The organism is Streptococcus fermentans, from assembly GCF_040888305.1.
Taxonomy (GTDB): domain Bacteria; phylum Bacillota; class Bacilli; order Lactobacillales; family Streptococcaceae; genus Streptococcus; species Streptococcus fermentans.
Map to the genome: position 1 here is coordinate 207,827 of NZ_JBFNFG010000002.1, position 14,951 is coordinate 222,777.

At 37.5% G+C, this 14,951-nt stretch carries 18 protein-coding genes; 7 read left to right on the forward strand and 11 right to left on the reverse strand.

Features of this window, described 5'->3' with window-relative positions:
- Nucleotides 1–4: 4 nt before the first annotated feature.
- The 10 genes from AB2B50_RS03340 to AB2B50_RS03385 all read right to left on the reverse strand — a co-directional run bounded on the left by AB2B50_RS03340 (nucleotide 5) and on the right by AB2B50_RS03385 (nucleotide 9,298).
- A complete protein-coding gene (locus AB2B50_RS03340; RefSeq protein ID WP_320692431.1) occupies nucleotides 5–1,276 on the reverse strand; it encodes a dihydroorotase in 1,272 nt (423 codons plus the stop codon).
- A 12-nt stretch (nucleotides 1,277–1,288) separates the two neighbouring features.
- A complete protein-coding gene (locus AB2B50_RS03345) occupies nucleotides 1,289–1,753 on the reverse strand; it encodes an NUDIX hydrolase (protein WP_045762938.1) in 465 nt (154 codons plus the stop codon).
- A gap of 9 nt (nucleotides 1,754–1,762) precedes the next feature.
- Entirely contained in the window at nucleotides 1,763–2,416 is a 654-nt protein-coding gene (locus tag AB2B50_RS03350) for a uracil-DNA glycosylase (RefSeq protein WP_320692432.1), read from the reverse strand.
- A 117-nt stretch (nucleotides 2,417–2,533) separates the two neighbouring features.
- Nucleotides 2,534–3,445 carry a hypothetical protein gene (locus AB2B50_RS03355; protein WP_320692433.1) on the reverse strand — a complete coding sequence of 304 codons (912 nt, stop codon included), beginning with the start codon at nucleotides 3,443–3,445 and terminating at the stop codon, nucleotides 2,534–2,536.
- Nucleotides 3,446–3,733: 288 nt separating this feature from the next.
- A complete protein-coding gene (locus AB2B50_RS03360; protein ID WP_320692434.1) occupies nucleotides 3,734–4,702 on the reverse strand; it encodes a hypothetical protein in 969 nt (322 codons plus the stop codon).
- Between the two features lie 293 nt (nucleotides 4,703–4,995).
- On the reverse strand, nucleotides 4,996–5,688 hold the full coding sequence (pynA, locus tag AB2B50_RS03365; RefSeq protein ID WP_320692435.1) for a pyrimidine 5'-nucleotidase PynA: 693 nt from the start codon (nucleotides 5,686–5,688) through the stop codon (nucleotides 4,996–4,998).
- 250 nt (nucleotides 5,689–5,938) lie between these two features.
- The gene (gene pta, locus AB2B50_RS03370) at nucleotides 5,939–6,913 is read right to left on the reverse strand and encodes a phosphate acetyltransferase (protein WP_320692436.1); all 975 of its coding nucleotides are present in this window, start codon (nucleotides 6,911–6,913) and stop codon (nucleotides 5,939–5,941) included.
- Nucleotides 6,914–6,919: 6 nt separating this feature from the next.
- On the reverse strand, nucleotides 6,920–7,828 hold the full coding sequence (locus AB2B50_RS03375; protein WP_320692437.1) for an RluA family pseudouridine synthase: 909 nt from the start codon (nucleotides 7,826–7,828) through the stop codon (nucleotides 6,920–6,922).
- Complete coding sequence (locus AB2B50_RS03380; protein WP_320692438.1) at nucleotides 7,825–8,643, reverse strand: NAD kinase; 819 nt, start codon at nucleotides 8,641–8,643, stop codon at nucleotides 7,825–7,827. The genes AB2B50_RS03375 and AB2B50_RS03380 overlap by 4 nt, the downstream gene beginning before the upstream one ends.
- Nucleotides 8,627–9,298 (reverse strand): GTP diphosphokinase, encoded by a 672-nt coding sequence (locus AB2B50_RS03385; RefSeq protein WP_000627444.1) that lies wholly within the window; start codon nucleotides 9,296–9,298, stop codon nucleotides 8,627–8,629. The genes AB2B50_RS03380 and AB2B50_RS03385 overlap by 17 nt, the downstream gene beginning before the upstream one ends.
- 134 nt (nucleotides 9,299–9,432) lie before the next feature.
- Here AB2B50_RS03385 and AB2B50_RS03390 point away from each other — a divergent pair, with 134 nt between their 5' ends.
- The 7 genes from AB2B50_RS03390 to AB2B50_RS03420 all read left to right on the forward strand — a co-directional run bounded on the left by AB2B50_RS03390 (nucleotide 9,433) and on the right by AB2B50_RS03420 (nucleotide 14,206).
- Nucleotides 9,433–10,002: a CYTH domain-containing protein gene (locus AB2B50_RS03390; RefSeq protein WP_320692439.1), complete on the forward strand. Its 570-nt coding sequence runs from the start codon at nucleotides 9,433–9,435 to the stop codon at nucleotides 10,000–10,002.
- Nucleotides 10,003–10,126: 124 nt separating this feature from the next.
- Entirely contained in the window at nucleotides 10,127–11,071 is a 945-nt protein-coding gene (locus AB2B50_RS03395) for a ribose-phosphate diphosphokinase (RefSeq protein ID WP_320692440.1), read from the forward strand.
- 15 nt (nucleotides 11,072–11,086) lie between these two features.
- Nucleotides 11,087–12,202 (forward strand): cysteine desulfurase family protein, encoded by a 1,116-nt coding sequence (locus AB2B50_RS03400; RefSeq protein ID WP_320692441.1) that lies wholly within the window; start codon nucleotides 11,087–11,089, stop codon nucleotides 12,200–12,202.
- A gap of 4 nt (nucleotides 12,203–12,206) precedes the next feature.
- Entirely contained in the window at nucleotides 12,207–12,554 is a 348-nt protein-coding gene (locus AB2B50_RS03405; RefSeq protein ID WP_311522277.1) for a DUF1831 domain-containing protein, read from the forward strand.
- A gap of 9 nt (nucleotides 12,555–12,563) precedes the next feature.
- Nucleotides 12,564–12,779 (forward strand): DUF4649 family protein, encoded by a 216-nt coding sequence (locus tag AB2B50_RS03410; RefSeq protein WP_045762950.1) that lies wholly within the window; start codon nucleotides 12,564–12,566, stop codon nucleotides 12,777–12,779.
- Between the two features lie 80 nt (nucleotides 12,780–12,859).
- Entirely contained in the window at nucleotides 12,860–13,501 is a 642-nt protein-coding gene (locus AB2B50_RS03415) for a redox-sensing transcriptional repressor Rex (protein ID WP_000660647.1), read from the forward strand.
- Between the two features lie 15 nt (nucleotides 13,502–13,516).
- Nucleotides 13,517–14,206 (forward strand): gamma-glutamyl-gamma-aminobutyrate hydrolase family protein, encoded by a 690-nt coding sequence (locus AB2B50_RS03420; protein ID WP_320692442.1) that lies wholly within the window; start codon nucleotides 13,517–13,519, stop codon nucleotides 14,204–14,206.
- A 23-nt stretch (nucleotides 14,207–14,229) separates the two neighbouring features.
- On the opposite strand, the gene radC is transcribed toward AB2B50_RS03420, so the two are convergent.
- Nucleotides 14,230–14,910, reverse strand: a complete 681-nt coding sequence (gene radC / locus AB2B50_RS03425) for a RadC family protein (protein WP_000286951.1) — start codon at nucleotides 14,908–14,910, stop codon at nucleotides 14,230–14,232.
- Nucleotides 14,911–14,951: the final 41 nt, after the last annotated feature.

Below are 14,951 nucleotides of genomic sequence, written 5' to 3' on the forward strand. Positions count from 1 at the left end.
GCTCCTAATCTGCTTGATAAACGATTTGTCCCATACAGATAGTATATTTAACCTGCCCTTTTAATTGTTCACCAATGAATGGTGAATTAGCTGCTTTAGAAGCAAAATGCGTATCAACGATTCGGTCAGCTTTATCATCGAAAATTGTAATATCAGCTGGGCCGTTTTCAGCCAAATATCCTGCTTCAAAATTATACAATTTGGCTGGGTTTACTGTCATTTTTTCTAATAATTCCATCAGGGTTAGCTCACCAGCTTCGACTAAGTAAGTTAAACCGAGTGACAAAGAAGTTTCTAAACCTGTCATACCTGATGGAGCTTTGGTAATATCTTCGACATTCTTTTCATCAGCATGGTGAGGCGCGTGGTCAGTAGCAATGACAGATATGACTCCAGATTTAAGCCCTTCAATAACTGCTCGACGGTCAGACTCCAGACGAAGAGGTGGATTCATCTTAGCGTTACTTCCTTTCGTCAAGAGAAGAGCTTCAGTCTTAGAAAAATGCTGCGGTGCTACTTCTGCAGTTACGTTTGCTCCCATATTTTGAGCAAACTCCACAACTTTGACACTTTCTTCTTTTGACAAATGCTGGATATGAACATGAGCCTTGGTTGCATAGGCAATCATGACATCGCGAGCTATCATAGCGTATTCTGCTACCCCTGTAGCGCCGCAAATATGGAAATGTTCTTTAGCAATGTTTTCATTAAAACCTAGCGTACCATTCAGTCCAGGATCTTCTTCGTGCAGACTGATAAAGGTGTTTAACTTTTTAGCCTCTTCCATGGCTTCCTTGACCACTTTACTGCTTTCAAGTGGAATCCCATCATCAGAAAATCCAACAGCTCCAGCTTCTAAAAGCGACTTAAAATCTGTCAAATCTTGGCCATTAAAGTTCTTGGTAATTGTTGCTACAGATTTAACGTTGATCTTTTCCTTTGCCGCAGATTGAAGAACTTCCTGCAAAGTCTCAACATCTGAGATGGTTGGATTGGTATTAGCCATCATAACGACAGTTGTAAATCCACCTGCAGCTGCTGCTAGTGCTCCTGTATGAATGTCTTCTTTATGAGTTTGACCAGGTTCACGGAAATGAACATGGATATCCACCAATCCAGGCGCAACTACAAGACCAGTAGCATCTATGATTTCTGCTCCTTCTTCCGTGATCTCAAACGCAATTTTGACAATTTTCCCATCTTGGACCAAGACATCACACACTTGATCCAAACCAGACTTAGGATCCATTACACGGCCGTTTTTGATTACTAACATCGCTTTACTCCTTTATTCGTAGAAATCCACTTGGGTATCCAATAATTTATCACCATCATAGACAAATTTAGCTGAAAAGAAGGGTTTATCTTCTAAAAGCCACTCTACAAAGGTATGGTCCCCTTCCCAGGTCGGCTTACTTAAAACCTCATCGTAAGGAACCCATTCTAAGGTCCCTTCATTACAGTCAATCAACTCACCTTCAAACTCAGTTACTTTAAATACATAGGTGTACCAGTCAAGGTCTGGTGTAAACTCTGGAAAGGTGATAACTCCTTTTAATACTGGTTTTGCTTTTAGACCAGTTTCTTCAAGAATTTCACGAGCAGCACATTCTTGTGGAGTTTCCCCCCGTTCTAACTTTCCACCTACACCAATCCATTTCCCTTGATGGACATCATTAGGCTTTTTATTGCGATGAAGCATGAGCAGCTCTTTCCCGTTATCAATGTAGCAAATTGTCGCTAACTGAGGCATATTCTCTCCTTATCTAAGCCAATCTATTGGCTCTTGTCCACTTTCTTTTAAGAATGCATTTGTTTTTGAAAATGGTTTGGAACCCCAAAATCCTCTGTAAACTGAAAGAGGACTTGGGTGGGCTGATTCGATAATCAAGTGCTGAGGATTTGTAACCAAGGATTTCTTCTTACGTGCATATGCACCCCAAAGTACAAAAACTACGGGTCTATCAATATTATTGACAACCTTGATTACAGCATCTGTAAAAGGTTCCCATATCTGCCCAGCATGACCATTTGCTTGACCAGCAGGAACCGTCAAGCAAGCATTGAGAAGCAAGACTCCCTGCTCGGCCCAAGTAGTTAAATCATGTGAATTCTTAACTCCAATATCATCTGAAAGCTCTTTGAGAATGTTTTGCAAGGAAGGTGGCGCTGGAATAGCATTGGGTACAGAAAAACTCAAGCCCTGAGCTTGACCAGGCCCATGATAGGGATCTTGACCTAGAATCACTACCTTAACCTCTTCCAGAGGAGTTGTTATAAGAGCCTGAAAAACCTTTTCTTTAGGAGGATATACAGTTCCTTGAGTATAAACCCGCTCCATAAAGTGATTGATTTTCCCAAAATAACCCTCAGGTAATTGCTCTTTAATCAAAGCATGCCAAGATGAGTGTTCCATAGTCAACTCCTTCGTTAATACTGTCTCTATTATAGCAAAAAGTGGCTATCTAAACCACTTTGAAAAGTATCTATTGAGATTTGAGAAGTTTTTTAGAGAATTTATACTAAAGAGCCTTTATTCAAGACCTTTTCTCGTATTAGAAAGGATAAATTCTTTGTCGATTTCATCAATAATCAATTTTGTTCGAGTATTAAGTTTTTCATCAAATCTTTTATTCAATTCCTTTACAACGCTTATCTTAAACTCATCACTTGATTTTTGTTTATAGTAATCAAATCCTCCAGAAGCCGCGCTACAGCAACTCCCCCAATCTGAAAGATAGCCTATAATTTCAAAAACACTATCATTGTATTTTTCAAATTTTTTAGTTGCTGTACTTTTTAAATAGCCTGAAATACAATTTACAAAAGAGTAGTAATACTTAGAGTCACGAAATGAATTGTATTCTGCACTATGAAAACTTGGATCGAGAATTCGTGCTGATCGCACATCTTCCATAGTGGGTTTTCTGGTCATTTTAATATCAGTCTGCAGATAAGCATAATAGGTTTCCCTATCAAAGAAAGCTCCATCTACCGCTATCAAAGCACCATACATACCATCTTCATACTGAAACAACATCACAGCACCGTTCCTATATTTGCTTTCTACAGGAACAGGCGGAGCAATTCTCTTTTTGGGCTTTTCTTTTTTGACACTTATTTTTTCTAAAAACTTTTCTAGATTTTCACTTCTTTGTTCTAAAAATTCACTATCTGCACCCAATTCTTGGGCAAGTTCTAAATCCTCTTTGTTGAGAATGATTTCTTTAATTTCAAGTAAGAATTCGTCATCTAATTGTCCAACTTCCCATAAACAATGTGCTAAGGCGAACAAGACATCATATATATCGTCATCGTATAAATCCGACGTCAAGTCATTTTTAATTGTATTTGCATCTTCTCCTTGATTGTATCTCTCGAAAAATTCTTCTTTAATATCTAAGGAGGTGTCATTTCCAAAAATCGTTGCATCCCATGTTCCCATAATTTATAGACTCCTATCTACTTTTAAAAAGTTCTAAATATTTTGTAAAGTTATGCAAAGAATCTATTATTCAGAATAAACAGAAAGATAACTAATCATTACAAAAAAACTATCATGATCTCTTTCAAATTTTTTCCTTGCAGGACTTTTCAAATACCTTGTAAATCTATGCTGACAACAAACTAGATTAAATCTCCCCTTAGCCAGAGATAAGGAGAGATTACTAGAACCATACTTAAGTACAGTTTAAAGATTTTTTTCATTTTTGATTTTCACTCAATTAGTAAACTATTTAACAATCAAATAATGGGCATCTTTTATCTTATAATTTTCTAAACTGATAACTGTTTGTTTCTTATCAACAATATCATATTTTACCAGAGAATCATTGAATAAAAAATAATAGATGTTATCTTTAAATGTAAAATACGGTGCAGTATATTGTTCTGTACTAAAGCCTTCCAGATGAATAATATCTTTTTCTAAATTGTCTAGATTGACTGTAGTAAAGGAAAATTCGCCATTATACAATCCCTCATTCTCTATAATCAATTGATTATTTTTAGCATCATAGTGAATATTTGTTGGATACTTTTCAGGAATATCGATATAATTCTTGTTTTGACTCTTTAAATCAAAAACCAATAATTTATTTCCTGACTTATATTCTCCATCAGAATTACGCCCACTAAGTGCTTCCACAATATACAAGACATCATCTACATTAACCATTCTCATATATGCTGATGTTTCATCAAGATTATATTTTTCGACGATGTTGAATTCTTTATCCATTTTCCAAATTTCGGCATTAGGAACTTGAGTAGACAAATCCAATGTGGTTACAAGTAAGTATAAATAATCATCTACAATAACAAACTGTTGACTGGCATTCAGCTGACCATCATTTTTCACGGTAACATTAGTGACAACCTCTAAATTATTATCATATTTATAAAATTCAATTCTATCTGTAAAGACAGCAGTCGCATATAAATAATCCCCATCTGTTATAGATGCGTATGCATCATTTCCTTCTGCTAATTTAAACGTTTCACTTAAATTTTCCTTATTAATTCTAGATACATATCTTTTTAGAGCAGGTGTGTCTTTTGTTTTTGCAGTTGAATAGGATCCTGCTTCCGAAAAACTTTCTGCCCAATAGATATATTTTTCTTTTCTAGATATATTATCCTTGAACTCATTTAAATCATAATCATCAAAGACAGCTATTTTATCGCTATCCCAGATAGCCATTTTATAATCATCTACCGAATTTACCTTATTTGACTGACAGGCACTTAGACAAATAAGGCAGCAACAAGCACTTATTAACATCAACATGAAGTTTATGGCTCTTTTATTACTTTTCAATATCATACTGATTTGCTCCTATATTAGTTTTGTTCTACCAATTTAAGTCGTTTAACTTGTAATTATATCCTTGTATGATTCATTATATCAAAGAAATAAAGCGTTTTCAAGTTATACCAAAAAATCCCTGAACTCCATGTCCTCAAGTTTTTCAGTATCGTTTAAATGTTCCAATTTTAAAATAGCTCCAAGCAATCAAGCAAAGCCTGATAAGAGTCAACTTCATAAGTCGGATGGGCTTGGGTCTTATTTTCCAGATGATGAGGGTTGTACCAGACAGTATCAATTCCAGCATTTTTCCCACCCTGAATATCAGCTGACAAAGAATCACCAATCATAAGGGCATAGTTTTTATCAAAGTTAGGGATACAAGCTCCAATTTTTTCATAGAACTCAGCATCTGGTTTTTGAGTATGGAGTTGTTCTGATATAAAAATTTCCTTGAAATATGGTGCGATTCCAGATTGTTCTAGACGACCTGTTTGAATAAAGGTAATCCCATTTGTTGCAGCATAAAGCTCATAACCTTGACTTATCAATTTTTTTAATAAATCTTCGACACCTGGAAAAGTTTGACCTTGTTTAGATAGAAAAAACTGATAGCGCTTCGCTAAGTAGGAACCATCATTTTCAATGCCAAAGTGAGCAAACAACCTTGAAAAACGAGTGTTAATCAATTCTGATTTTGTGATCTTTTTCTGCTCTAAATCCTTCCAAAGAGCCTTGTTCATAGGAATATAGTAATCTTTGTAGGCTTGGATATCCTTTACTCCTTCTTCTTTTAGGAGGTGCGATAAGGCAATGTCTTCTGCAGCATCAAAATCAAGTAAGGTGTGGTCGAGGTCGAAGAGTAAATACTTATATTTCAAATCTAAATGCTCCTTTCTGAACATTAAGTAGTAAAAAATAAATAGTCATTCAAAAGATTGCAGGAGCTAATTTCTATAGAACTGGCAGTATTGACTATGGTCCCAACTAGGTCTTTGGGTATCTATAGGTTTGATCTATAAACTTCACCGAGTATTAACAAAAGCCGATATTCCTATCACCTTTTAATAACCAGTTTGAATTCTCCCTACTTGAAAAGCTCCTTTAACAGAAAAGGAGCTATCTTGTATTTTATTGGTGTACAGCTTGGGCTGCTGTGATAAGAGTAAGTTTGAAGACGTCGTCTGAGTTACATCCACGTGAAAGGTCATTAACTGGTTTGTTCAAACCTTGCAATACTGGACCAACTGCTGCAAAGCCACCGAGACGTTCTGCCATCTTGTAGCCAATATTTCCTGCTTCGATACCTGGGAAGATAAAGACGTTTGCTTGTCCAGCAACCTTGCTTCCTGGCGCCTTAAGAGCAGCAGTTTCTGGAACGAAGGCAGCATCAAATTGCAATTCCCCATCGATTTCAAGGTCAGGACGAAGATCATGAGCAATCTTAGTTGCTTCAACGACCTTATCAACGCTTTCACCAAAACCAGAACCTTTAGTTGAATAGCTTAGCATAGCAATTTTTGGTTCGATACCAAACATCTTAGCTGTAATTGCAGAGTTAATCGCAATCTCTGCCAAAGCTTCAGCATCAGGATTGATATTGATGGCACAGTCACCAAAGAGGTAACGTTCAGTACCACGAACCATGAGGAAGGCACCTGAAGTACGGCTAACATTCGGACGAGTTTTAATGATTTGAAGGGCTGGGCGAACAGTTGCCGCAGTAGAGTGAATAGCTCCTGAAACCATTCCATCTACCAAGCCCATGTAAACCAACATAACACCAAAATAGTTCACGTCTTTAACCAAGATTTCACGCGCTTCTTCTTCAGTCATTTTTCCTTTACGACGTTCTACAAGTGATGCTACCATTTCTTCAAATTGAGGATAATGTGCTGGGTCAATTACTTCATAACCATCCATGATTCCTTCGATTTCAAGATAGATTTTAATTTTATCAGGATTTCCTAGTAGGACAGGGATAACTTCTGTTTCTTTTACGATGCGTTTTGTAGCTTGAAGAATACGTGGTTCTTCACCTTCAGGCAAAACAATACGTGCATTTTTACCAACTAGGTTGGCTTTTAAACTTTCAAAAATTTCCATGAGTTTTTACTCCTTTTTAGATAAATTATTATTTGATAACTGAGTTATAAGATTCTTAAAATCATCCGGCAGTGGACTTTCCATCTCCAACTGCTCTTCAAGAAAAGGATGATAAAACGATAAGTAATGGCAATGCAGAGCTTGACGCTCTATGCCATGTTCAAGACTACCACCATAGAGGTCATCGCCAAGCAAAGGGAAACCGATATGGGAGAAATGAACACGAATCTGGTGTGTCCTTCCCGTATGTAGTCGAATATCAACTAGATGAATATTGCCATAAGACTGCACTATGCGATAGGAAGTATGGGCATACTTGCCACCTTTTGCCACTCGTCTAGTGATAATGGAATCTTCGTCACGGGCAATCGGGGCAATAATTTCACCTTGAGGTTCCAGAAACCCATCTCCTTTAACCAGAGCAAAATAGCGCTTTTCAATGGCTTTCTTTTGCAACTGCTTGTCTAGTCTAGCGTGGGCATACCCGTGTTTAGCAAAAAGCATGAGACCCGAAGTATCGCGATCTAGTCTGGTTACAATGTGAACCTGTTGATTTTCGTAGTTCTGATTCACATAATAGCCCTTGATAAAGTTAGCGATGGTATTGGAATGATTGACACTAGGAATCGAGGCCACACCAAAGGGTTTGTTTAAAATCAAGAAATGATCATCTTCAAACAGAATATCCAGTGGATAATCAATGGCTTCCAGTGTCTCGAAACCTTCCTCAGGAGGAATGTCGATGACAACCACATCCCCAATATCTAAGATATAGGTTGCATTTTGTGGATGACCGTTTACGCGAATATCTCCACCTCGAAACTTGATTTTGGCAAGTAAACCTTTCGAGACTTCGTGTTTTTTTAAAAAGGTCTTTACCTTGACATGTTCGTCAGCAATAAATTCAAACCTCATTCATCCACCTCACCAATAAAGGCATCCTTGACACGATTCCAAAAACTAGTATGGCTTGGTGTTGCGACAAAGTGAATCTTGTGGTGGTCTATTTGGTATTCTATTCTTTCAATATTACGGTAAGAATAAATGCTATTGTCAACAGAAATCGTATGATAATCATTGCGAGTCGGTATTAATTCAATCTTATCCTTCTTAGGCACAATGATAGACGAACCTAAGGTTCGGTAGACACGATTGTTGAGACTCGCAATTTCTGTTAATTGTAGGGCCTCAATAGTAGGATGCAAAACAGCTCCACCAAGAGATTTATTATAGGCTGTACTCCCAGTTGGCGTCGATACCGTCAGGCCATCTCCTCTAAAACGTTCAAATGGCACTTGGTTAATGATAATATCGGCAACCATAGTCCTATCAGCTCTCCGAATGCTAGTCTCATTCAAAGCTCGGAAAATTTTCACTTCTCCATTTTCCAAAAAAATCTTTACATTTAAAAGCGGGTAAGACACACGAGCCCCAGTATCCAACTGTAAATTAGTAAGCAATTGATCTAGTTCAAAATCACGGTAGTCCGTATAGAAGCCCAAATGACCCGTGTGAACACCAACGAAGCGAACCTTATCCAGCTGGTCTTCATACTTGTGAAAAGCAGACAAAAGCATCCCATCCCCACCTATGGAAATCACGATATCGGGATGTTTATCATTTAATATAAAGTTATTCTTTTTTAATCGATCTCTTAATTCATATAAGACTCGTTGACTTTGAGGTTTGCGATTAGCGATTAGATCAATTCGTTTACCTGTATTCTTCATCGGTATCGTCACTATTACCTACCCCGTCATTTAACTTTCTATGCAATGGATCAAAGAGCGCCTGTGCTTCCTGGATATCATCACGAATTTTACTCATTTCTTCATCCAATTGGTGAGAGATTCTTGCTGTGATTTCCAAGCGTTTCTTAATTTCTTCTGGAAAATCCCCTTGATATTTATAATTGAGAGAATGCTCGATGGTAGCCCAGAAATTCATAGCCAAAGTACGAATCTGAATCTCCACCAGAATCGTTCTTGCCCCATTGATCGTATCAACTGTATACTCAATAATCAAATGGTAAGAACGATAGCCTGAAGCCTTTCGATGAGTAATGTAGTCACGTTCTTGTACCACTCTCATGTCTTGCCTCTTACGAAGGATGGCAACAACCTCGCTCACGTCATCTACAAATTGAACCATGACGCGTAAACCTGCAATATCTTGCAAGTCCTGTTCCAACGTATCGTATCCAATCCCTCGACGAGCCATTTTTTCTTTTATACTTTCGATCGGTTTGACTCGACCAGTTACAAACTCAATTGGAGAATGTTTATTTTGTTTGCGGTATTGTTTTCGAATACCTCGGAGTTTTATCTTCAGCTCTCCGACAGCCTGAATGTAAGGATCTAAAAATTCTTCCCATTCTGTAATCATATATCTTTTTCATCCAATTCTCTATACACTTCGATTTATCTAGTTTTTGATTTTCTAGGAAAAATCTTATACAATAAATACAATGCTTATTATACCATACAATCGCTTTCAAAGATAAGGAAAAAGTAAAAAAAATGAAACATTTAGAAATTGAAATGAAAACACTTCTTAGTGAAGAAGAATATAACCGATTGCAAGCTCAATTTTTAGAAGTCACACCAGTTACACAAAAAAATTACTACCTAGACACGCCTGATTTTTACCTTCGTCAACACAAAATTGTCATGCGCATTCGTACTTTTGAAAATAGCGCTGAGTTGACCATAAAAATTCCTCAAGCAGTTGGAAATATGGAGTATAATCAAGCTATCAGTCTTGAAGGGGCCAACCATTGTCTGAAAGAATGTAAACTTCCTCAAGGAATGATTCTTGACGAACTCCTGTCCCGCGGTATATCACCAAGTGATTGGACAGTTTTAGGTTGCTTAACAACGATTCGTTATGAAAAGGAAACTCCTATCGGACTTATGGCTCTTGATCAAAGTCACTACTTCGATATTGTTGACTATGAACTTGAATTAGAAGTAGAAGATGGTAAGCAAGGTAGCCTTGATTTTCAAGAATTTTTACAAGTCAATGAAATCCATTACAAAAAAGCTCCTTCAAAATTGGTTCGTTTTATAGAAAATATGAAAAAATACTGAAATAATCTTCTTTTTTTGATAAAATAAAAGGGATGAAAAATAATAGAATCTGTTGTAGCGAACACTTATCACTAAAAGTGTTCCACAACACCGATTCACTTAGTTTAAAGAGGACGGTTTATCAATGTCAGATACAAAAAACATGAAACTTTTCGCACTATCTTCCAACCAGGAAATTGCTCAAAGAATCGCAGATGCTGCGGGTGTTCCACTTGGAAAAGTATCTTCACGTCAATTTTCAGATGGTGAAATCCAAGTTAACATTGAAGAAAGTGTTCGTGGATACGATGTTTATATCATCCAATCAACTAGTTATCCAGTAAATAACCACTTGATGGAACTCTTGATTATGGTTGATGCTTGTGTTCGTGCTAGTGCTAATACCATTAACGTTGTACTTCCATACTTCGGCTACGCTCGCCAAGACCGTATCGCTTCTTCTCGCGAGCCACTTACAGCTAAACTTGTTGCTAATATGTTGGTAAAAGCCGGAGTTAGTCGTGTATTGACTCTTGATCTTCATGCTGTTCAGGTTCAAGGTTTCTTTGACATTCCTGTAGATAACCTCTATACAATTCCACTTTTTGCAAAACACTACTGCGATAAAGGTTTGACTGGTTCAGATGTTGTTGTTGTTAGTCCTAAAAACTCGGGTGTAAAACGTGCTCGTAGTCTCGCAGAATATTTGGATGCACCAATTGCAATCATTGATTATGCACAAGATGATTCTGAACGCAGTCAAGGTTACATTATCGGTGATGTTGAAGGTAAGAAGGCAATCTTGATTGATGACATTCTTAACACTGGTCGTACCTTCTCTGAAGCCGCTAAAATCCTAGAGCGCGACGGAGCAACTGAAATCTATGCAGTTTCAAGTCATGGACTTTTCGTTAACGGTGCTGCAGAGTTGTTGGATGCAACAAATATCAAGGAAATCTTGGTTACAGATTCTGTTTTGACAGAAAGTAAAAAACCTAAAAACGTACAATACATCACTGCTAGCGAATTGATTGGTGATGCAATGGTTCGTATTCACGAAAGAAAACCAGTTAGTCCACTATTTAAATAGAAATTAGGTGAATTTTTGATTTATTTGGATAATGCTGCAACGACTCCCATGTCTTCAGCAGCTATCTCAGCAATGACTCAAGTCATGCAAGAAACTTATGGCAATCCTTCTAGTATTCACGGCCATGGGCGTCAAGCAGGTAAACTATTACGAGAAGCTCGTCAAGAACTAGCAAGTTTACTAGGAACAAAGCCACAACATATATTCTTTACCACTGGTGGCACTGAAAGCAATAATACTGCTATCATTGGTTACTGCCTTCGCCATCAAAATCATGGAAAGCACATTATCACTACTGCGATTGAGCACCATGCTGTTCTAGAACCCATCAAATACTTGGTTGAAAATTTCGGTTTTGAAGTGACTATTTTACAGCCTGAACATCAAGAAATCACTGCAGACCAAGTTAAAAATGCACTTCGTGAAGATACCGTTCTTGTTTCTACTATGTTTGCCAATAATGAAACTGGTACACTATTACCTATTGCTGAAATTGGTGCGGTTCTAAAAAATCATCCAGCCGTCTATCATGTCGATGCAGTTCAGGCAGTCGGTAAATTAGAAATTCTTCCTGAAAAATTGGGAATTGATTTTCTCAGTGCTTCTGCACACAAATTTTATGGTCCAAAAGGAGTTGGTTTTCTCTATGCTGCATCTACAGATTTTGATTCCTACCTTCATGGTGGTGATCAAGAGCAGAAAAAAAGAGCAGGAACAGAAAATCTTCCTGCCATTGTAGGAATGGTAGCAGCTCTAAAAGATGATCTTGAAAACCAAGCACAAAACTTTAAAAAGGTTCAACAACTAAAAGACACCTTCTTAAAGGAAATGGCTGAGACAGACTATTACCTCAATCAAGGGAAAGACCAGCTACCTTATGTCCTTAATATTGGATTTCCAGGTCAACGTAATGATCTACTACTCCTTCGTCTGGATCTTAAAGGGATTTCTATTTCAACTGGTTCTGCTTGTACTGCAGGTGTCGTTCAGGTTAGTCATGTTCTTCAGGCTTTCTACGGAGAAGACTCTCCTCGCTTACACGAATCCGTTCGCGTCAGCATTTCACCTCAAAACACAGAGCAAGAAATGATCACCCTCGCACAAACTCTAAAAGAAATCATTGGAGGATAACTCAATGGCATTCGAAAAAACTATTAGTCTCAAAAATTGCCGTTACGATTACACAATCAGTCCAACTGTCAAAAAGTTTACTCTAAAAGATAACACTTTTTTTGAAACAAAGGTTGGTAACTATGAACTAACACGCCTTCTTGAGAAGGTTCCAAATAGTGGGGAAGGTTTCCAACTTAAGATTATCATCAACAAAGACTTAACTGGTGCCAAAATCAACATCACTGATAAATTTGGTCTACGTTTGGTTGATATCTTTAAGTCAGAAGAAACTCATATCCACCAAGAGAAATTCTACTTCTTGATGGACAGTCTTGTTGAGCGTGGTGTCTTCACTAAAAGTGAAAGATAGGGGGACCCTATGTTTCGATTAAACTATAAGGATGCCTATCAAGTCGATCGCCTTTTAGAATACGAAGATTACGAAGCACTCATGCTGTCACTTTCAGGATGTGTGACTCTTCCAGATACGACCGTCATTACTTCTCTTACCTATAAGGGAGAAGAAATCTATCAAGGTCTTCTGGGAGATCTCTATCGTTTTCTATTTCACTATGATTTTACAAAGATAAACTAAGATTTTCTTAGTTTTTTCTTGTTTTTGTTGATTTTTTCACAATCTTTCTATAAAATAGTATTTAGAAAGGTTGTGATTTTGTGAAAGAAAAACAGTCTGCTATTCCAAAAGCAACAGCAAAGAGACTTTCTCTTTATTATCGTATCTTTAAAAGATTTCATGCAGAAAAGATTGAAAGAGCCAACTCAAAACAAATTGCCGAGGCCATTGGTATTGATTCCGCTACGGTTAGACGAGATTTTTCCTACTTTGGTGAACTTGGTCGTCGTGGATTTGGCTACGATGTCAAAAAACTAATGACGTTTTTTGCTGATCTTCTAAATGATAATTCTATTACGAATGTTATGTTAGTGGGGATTGGTAATATGGGGCACGCTCTCCTTCACTACCGTTTCCATGAACGAAACAAAATGAAAATTATTATGGCTTTTGATTTGGATGACCATCCTGAAGTTGGGACGAAAACGCCCGATGGAATTCCAATTTATGGTATTTCCCAAATCAAGGATAAAATAAAAAATGCAGATGTAAAAACTGCAATCTTAACTGTTCCGAGTGTCAAATCACAAGAAGTAGCTAATCTCCTTGTCGAAGCAGGTATTAAAGGAATTTTAAGCTTTTCACCCGTTCATCTCCAACTACCAAAAGATGTGGTGGCTCAATATGTGGATTTAACTAGTGAATTGCAAACTCTCCTCTATTTCATGAGAAAAGAGGATTAGAAAGCGAAAGCATTTATGAAAAAACCAGTTATTGGGATTACAGGAAACGAAAAAGCTCATCCTGATGATGAGCTGATGATGAGCTATGCTGCAAAGGGCTTTGTTGAAGGAGTCAAGGAAGCTGGGGGAATTCCCATTATCCTACCAATTGGTGATCAAGAAATGGCCAGTTACTACATTGGCTTGATTGATAAACTCATTTTAACTGGTGGACAAAATGTCGATCCAAAGTTCTACGGTGAACCTAAAACGATCGATAGCGATGACTACCACCTTCAAAGAGATATTTTTGAGCTAGCTCTTTTAAAAGAAGCCATTAAACAGAAGAAACCGATTTTTTCTGTCTGCCGTGGTACTCAACTCTTTAATGTAGCCATGGGAGGAACTCTTTATCAAGATATTGAAGATCATTGGCAGGATACTTCAGCCGAGTATACAACTCAACGTTTAGTCACCGAGCCTGATACTATTCTTCGAGAAATCTATGGAGAAATCTCTCATATCAACTCTTTCCATCATCAGAGCATTAAAGACCTTGCTCCAAATCTAAAGGTTGTCGCTCATGATCCTAAAGATGGAATTATCGAGGCTGTAACAACGACTGATGGTTTCCCTTACCTCGGTGTTCAATGGCATCCGGAATTTCTTTTTGAAAATCGCCCCAAAGATAAAACACTTTTCGACTATGTCGTCAATGAATTGTAAAACCTGTACATGATACAGGTTTTTTAAATCAGATCCGTCTTCTCACGGTAACTAAAATAATCGGAATGTGAAACAATGAGATGGTCCAATAAGACCAAACCCATTAATTCGCAGGCTTCTTTAACAAGTTTCGTAACATGGTCATCATTTCTACTTGGCATAACAGCACCAGATGGATGATTATGAACCAGAATCACGGATGTTGCCATATGCTTTAAGGCATAGTGGAGAATTTCCCTTGGTTCCGCAATACTTCTAGTAGCAGATCCAATAAAAATGGTTTGCTGATGAATAATTTGATTTTGTGTATTCAGATAGAGCGCCACTAGGTGCTCTTGTTTTTTATCTCCCAATTCTTGTTGCATCTTTTTAGCCAGTCTTTGACTACTCAGAATGCTCTCTGCCTCAATGGTTTCATGTTTGTGAATACGACTTCCAAGCTCAATCATAGCTTGCAATTCAATAGCTTTTACTCTCCCGATTCCTGATAAACTCTGCAGTTCTTGCAAGGTCATTTTTTTTAACTCAGTTAAACTGTTCAATTGAGACAATACTTTCTGTGCAATTTCAAAAACGGTAGATTGACGAGTTCCTGTTCGTAATAAAATGGCTAGTAATTCCTGATTGCTCAAACTCTCTACTCCTTCTGTCACCAAGCGTTCCCTTGGCAAGAGCGAATCTTCTTGAAATGAAATACTGTACATAAAAATCCTCCTCACTTTATTATTCGTGAGAAGGATGCTTA

Excerpts from the sequence above, each read along its gene's own strand:
- AB2B50_RS03420 (WP_320692442.1), top strand. The coding sequence starts at position 13,517 with ATGAAAAAACCAGTTATTGGGATTACAGGAAACGAAAAAGCTCATCCT.
- AB2B50_RS03385 (WP_000627444.1), bottom strand. The coding sequence starts at position 9,298 with ATGATTACAGAATGGGAAGAATTTTTAGATCCTTACATTCAGGCTGTC.
- AB2B50_RS03410 (WP_045762950.1), top strand. The coding sequence starts at position 12,564 with ATGTTTCGATTAAACTATAAGGATGCCTATCAAGTCGATCGCCTTTTA.
- radC (WP_000286951.1), bottom strand. The coding sequence starts at position 14,910 with ATGTACAGTATTTCATTTCAAGAAGATTCGCTCTTGCCAAGGGAACGC.
- AB2B50_RS03395 (WP_320692440.1), top strand. The coding sequence starts at position 10,127 with ATGTCAGATACAAAAAACATGAAACTTTTCGCACTATCTTCCAACCAG.
- AB2B50_RS03360 (WP_320692434.1), bottom strand. The coding sequence starts at position 4,702 with ATGGCTATCTGGGATAGCGATAAAATAGCTGTCTTTGATGATTATGAT.
- AB2B50_RS03345 (WP_045762938.1), bottom strand. The coding sequence starts at position 1,753 with ATGCCTCAGTTAGCGACAATTTGCTACATTGATAACGGGAAAGAGCTG.
- AB2B50_RS03380 (WP_320692438.1), bottom strand. The coding sequence starts at position 8,643 with ATGAAGAATACAGGTAAACGAATTGATCTAATCGCTAATCGCAAACCT.
- AB2B50_RS03375 (WP_320692437.1), bottom strand. The coding sequence starts at position 7,828 with ATGAGGTTTGAATTTATTGCTGACGAACATGTCAAGGTAAAGACCTTT.
- AB2B50_RS03340 (WP_320692431.1), bottom strand. The coding sequence starts at position 1,276 with ATGTTAGTAATCAAAAACGGCCGTGTAATGGATCCTAAGTCTGGTTTG.
- AB2B50_RS03405 (WP_311522277.1), top strand. The coding sequence starts at position 12,207 with ATGGCATTCGAAAAAACTATTAGTCTCAAAAATTGCCGTTACGATTAC.
- AB2B50_RS03355 (WP_320692433.1), bottom strand. The coding sequence starts at position 3,445 with ATGGGAACATGGGATGCAACGATTTTTGGAAATGACACCTCCTTAGAT.
- pta (WP_320692436.1), bottom strand. The coding sequence starts at position 6,913 with ATGGAAATTTTTGAAAGTTTAAAAGCCAACCTAGTTGGTAAAAATGCA.
- AB2B50_RS03390 (WP_320692439.1), top strand. The coding sequence starts at position 9,433 with ATGAAACATTTAGAAATTGAAATGAAAACACTTCTTAGTGAAGAAGAA.
- AB2B50_RS03350 (WP_320692432.1), bottom strand. The coding sequence starts at position 2,416 with ATGGAACACTCATCTTGGCATGCTTTGATTAAAGAGCAATTACCTGAG.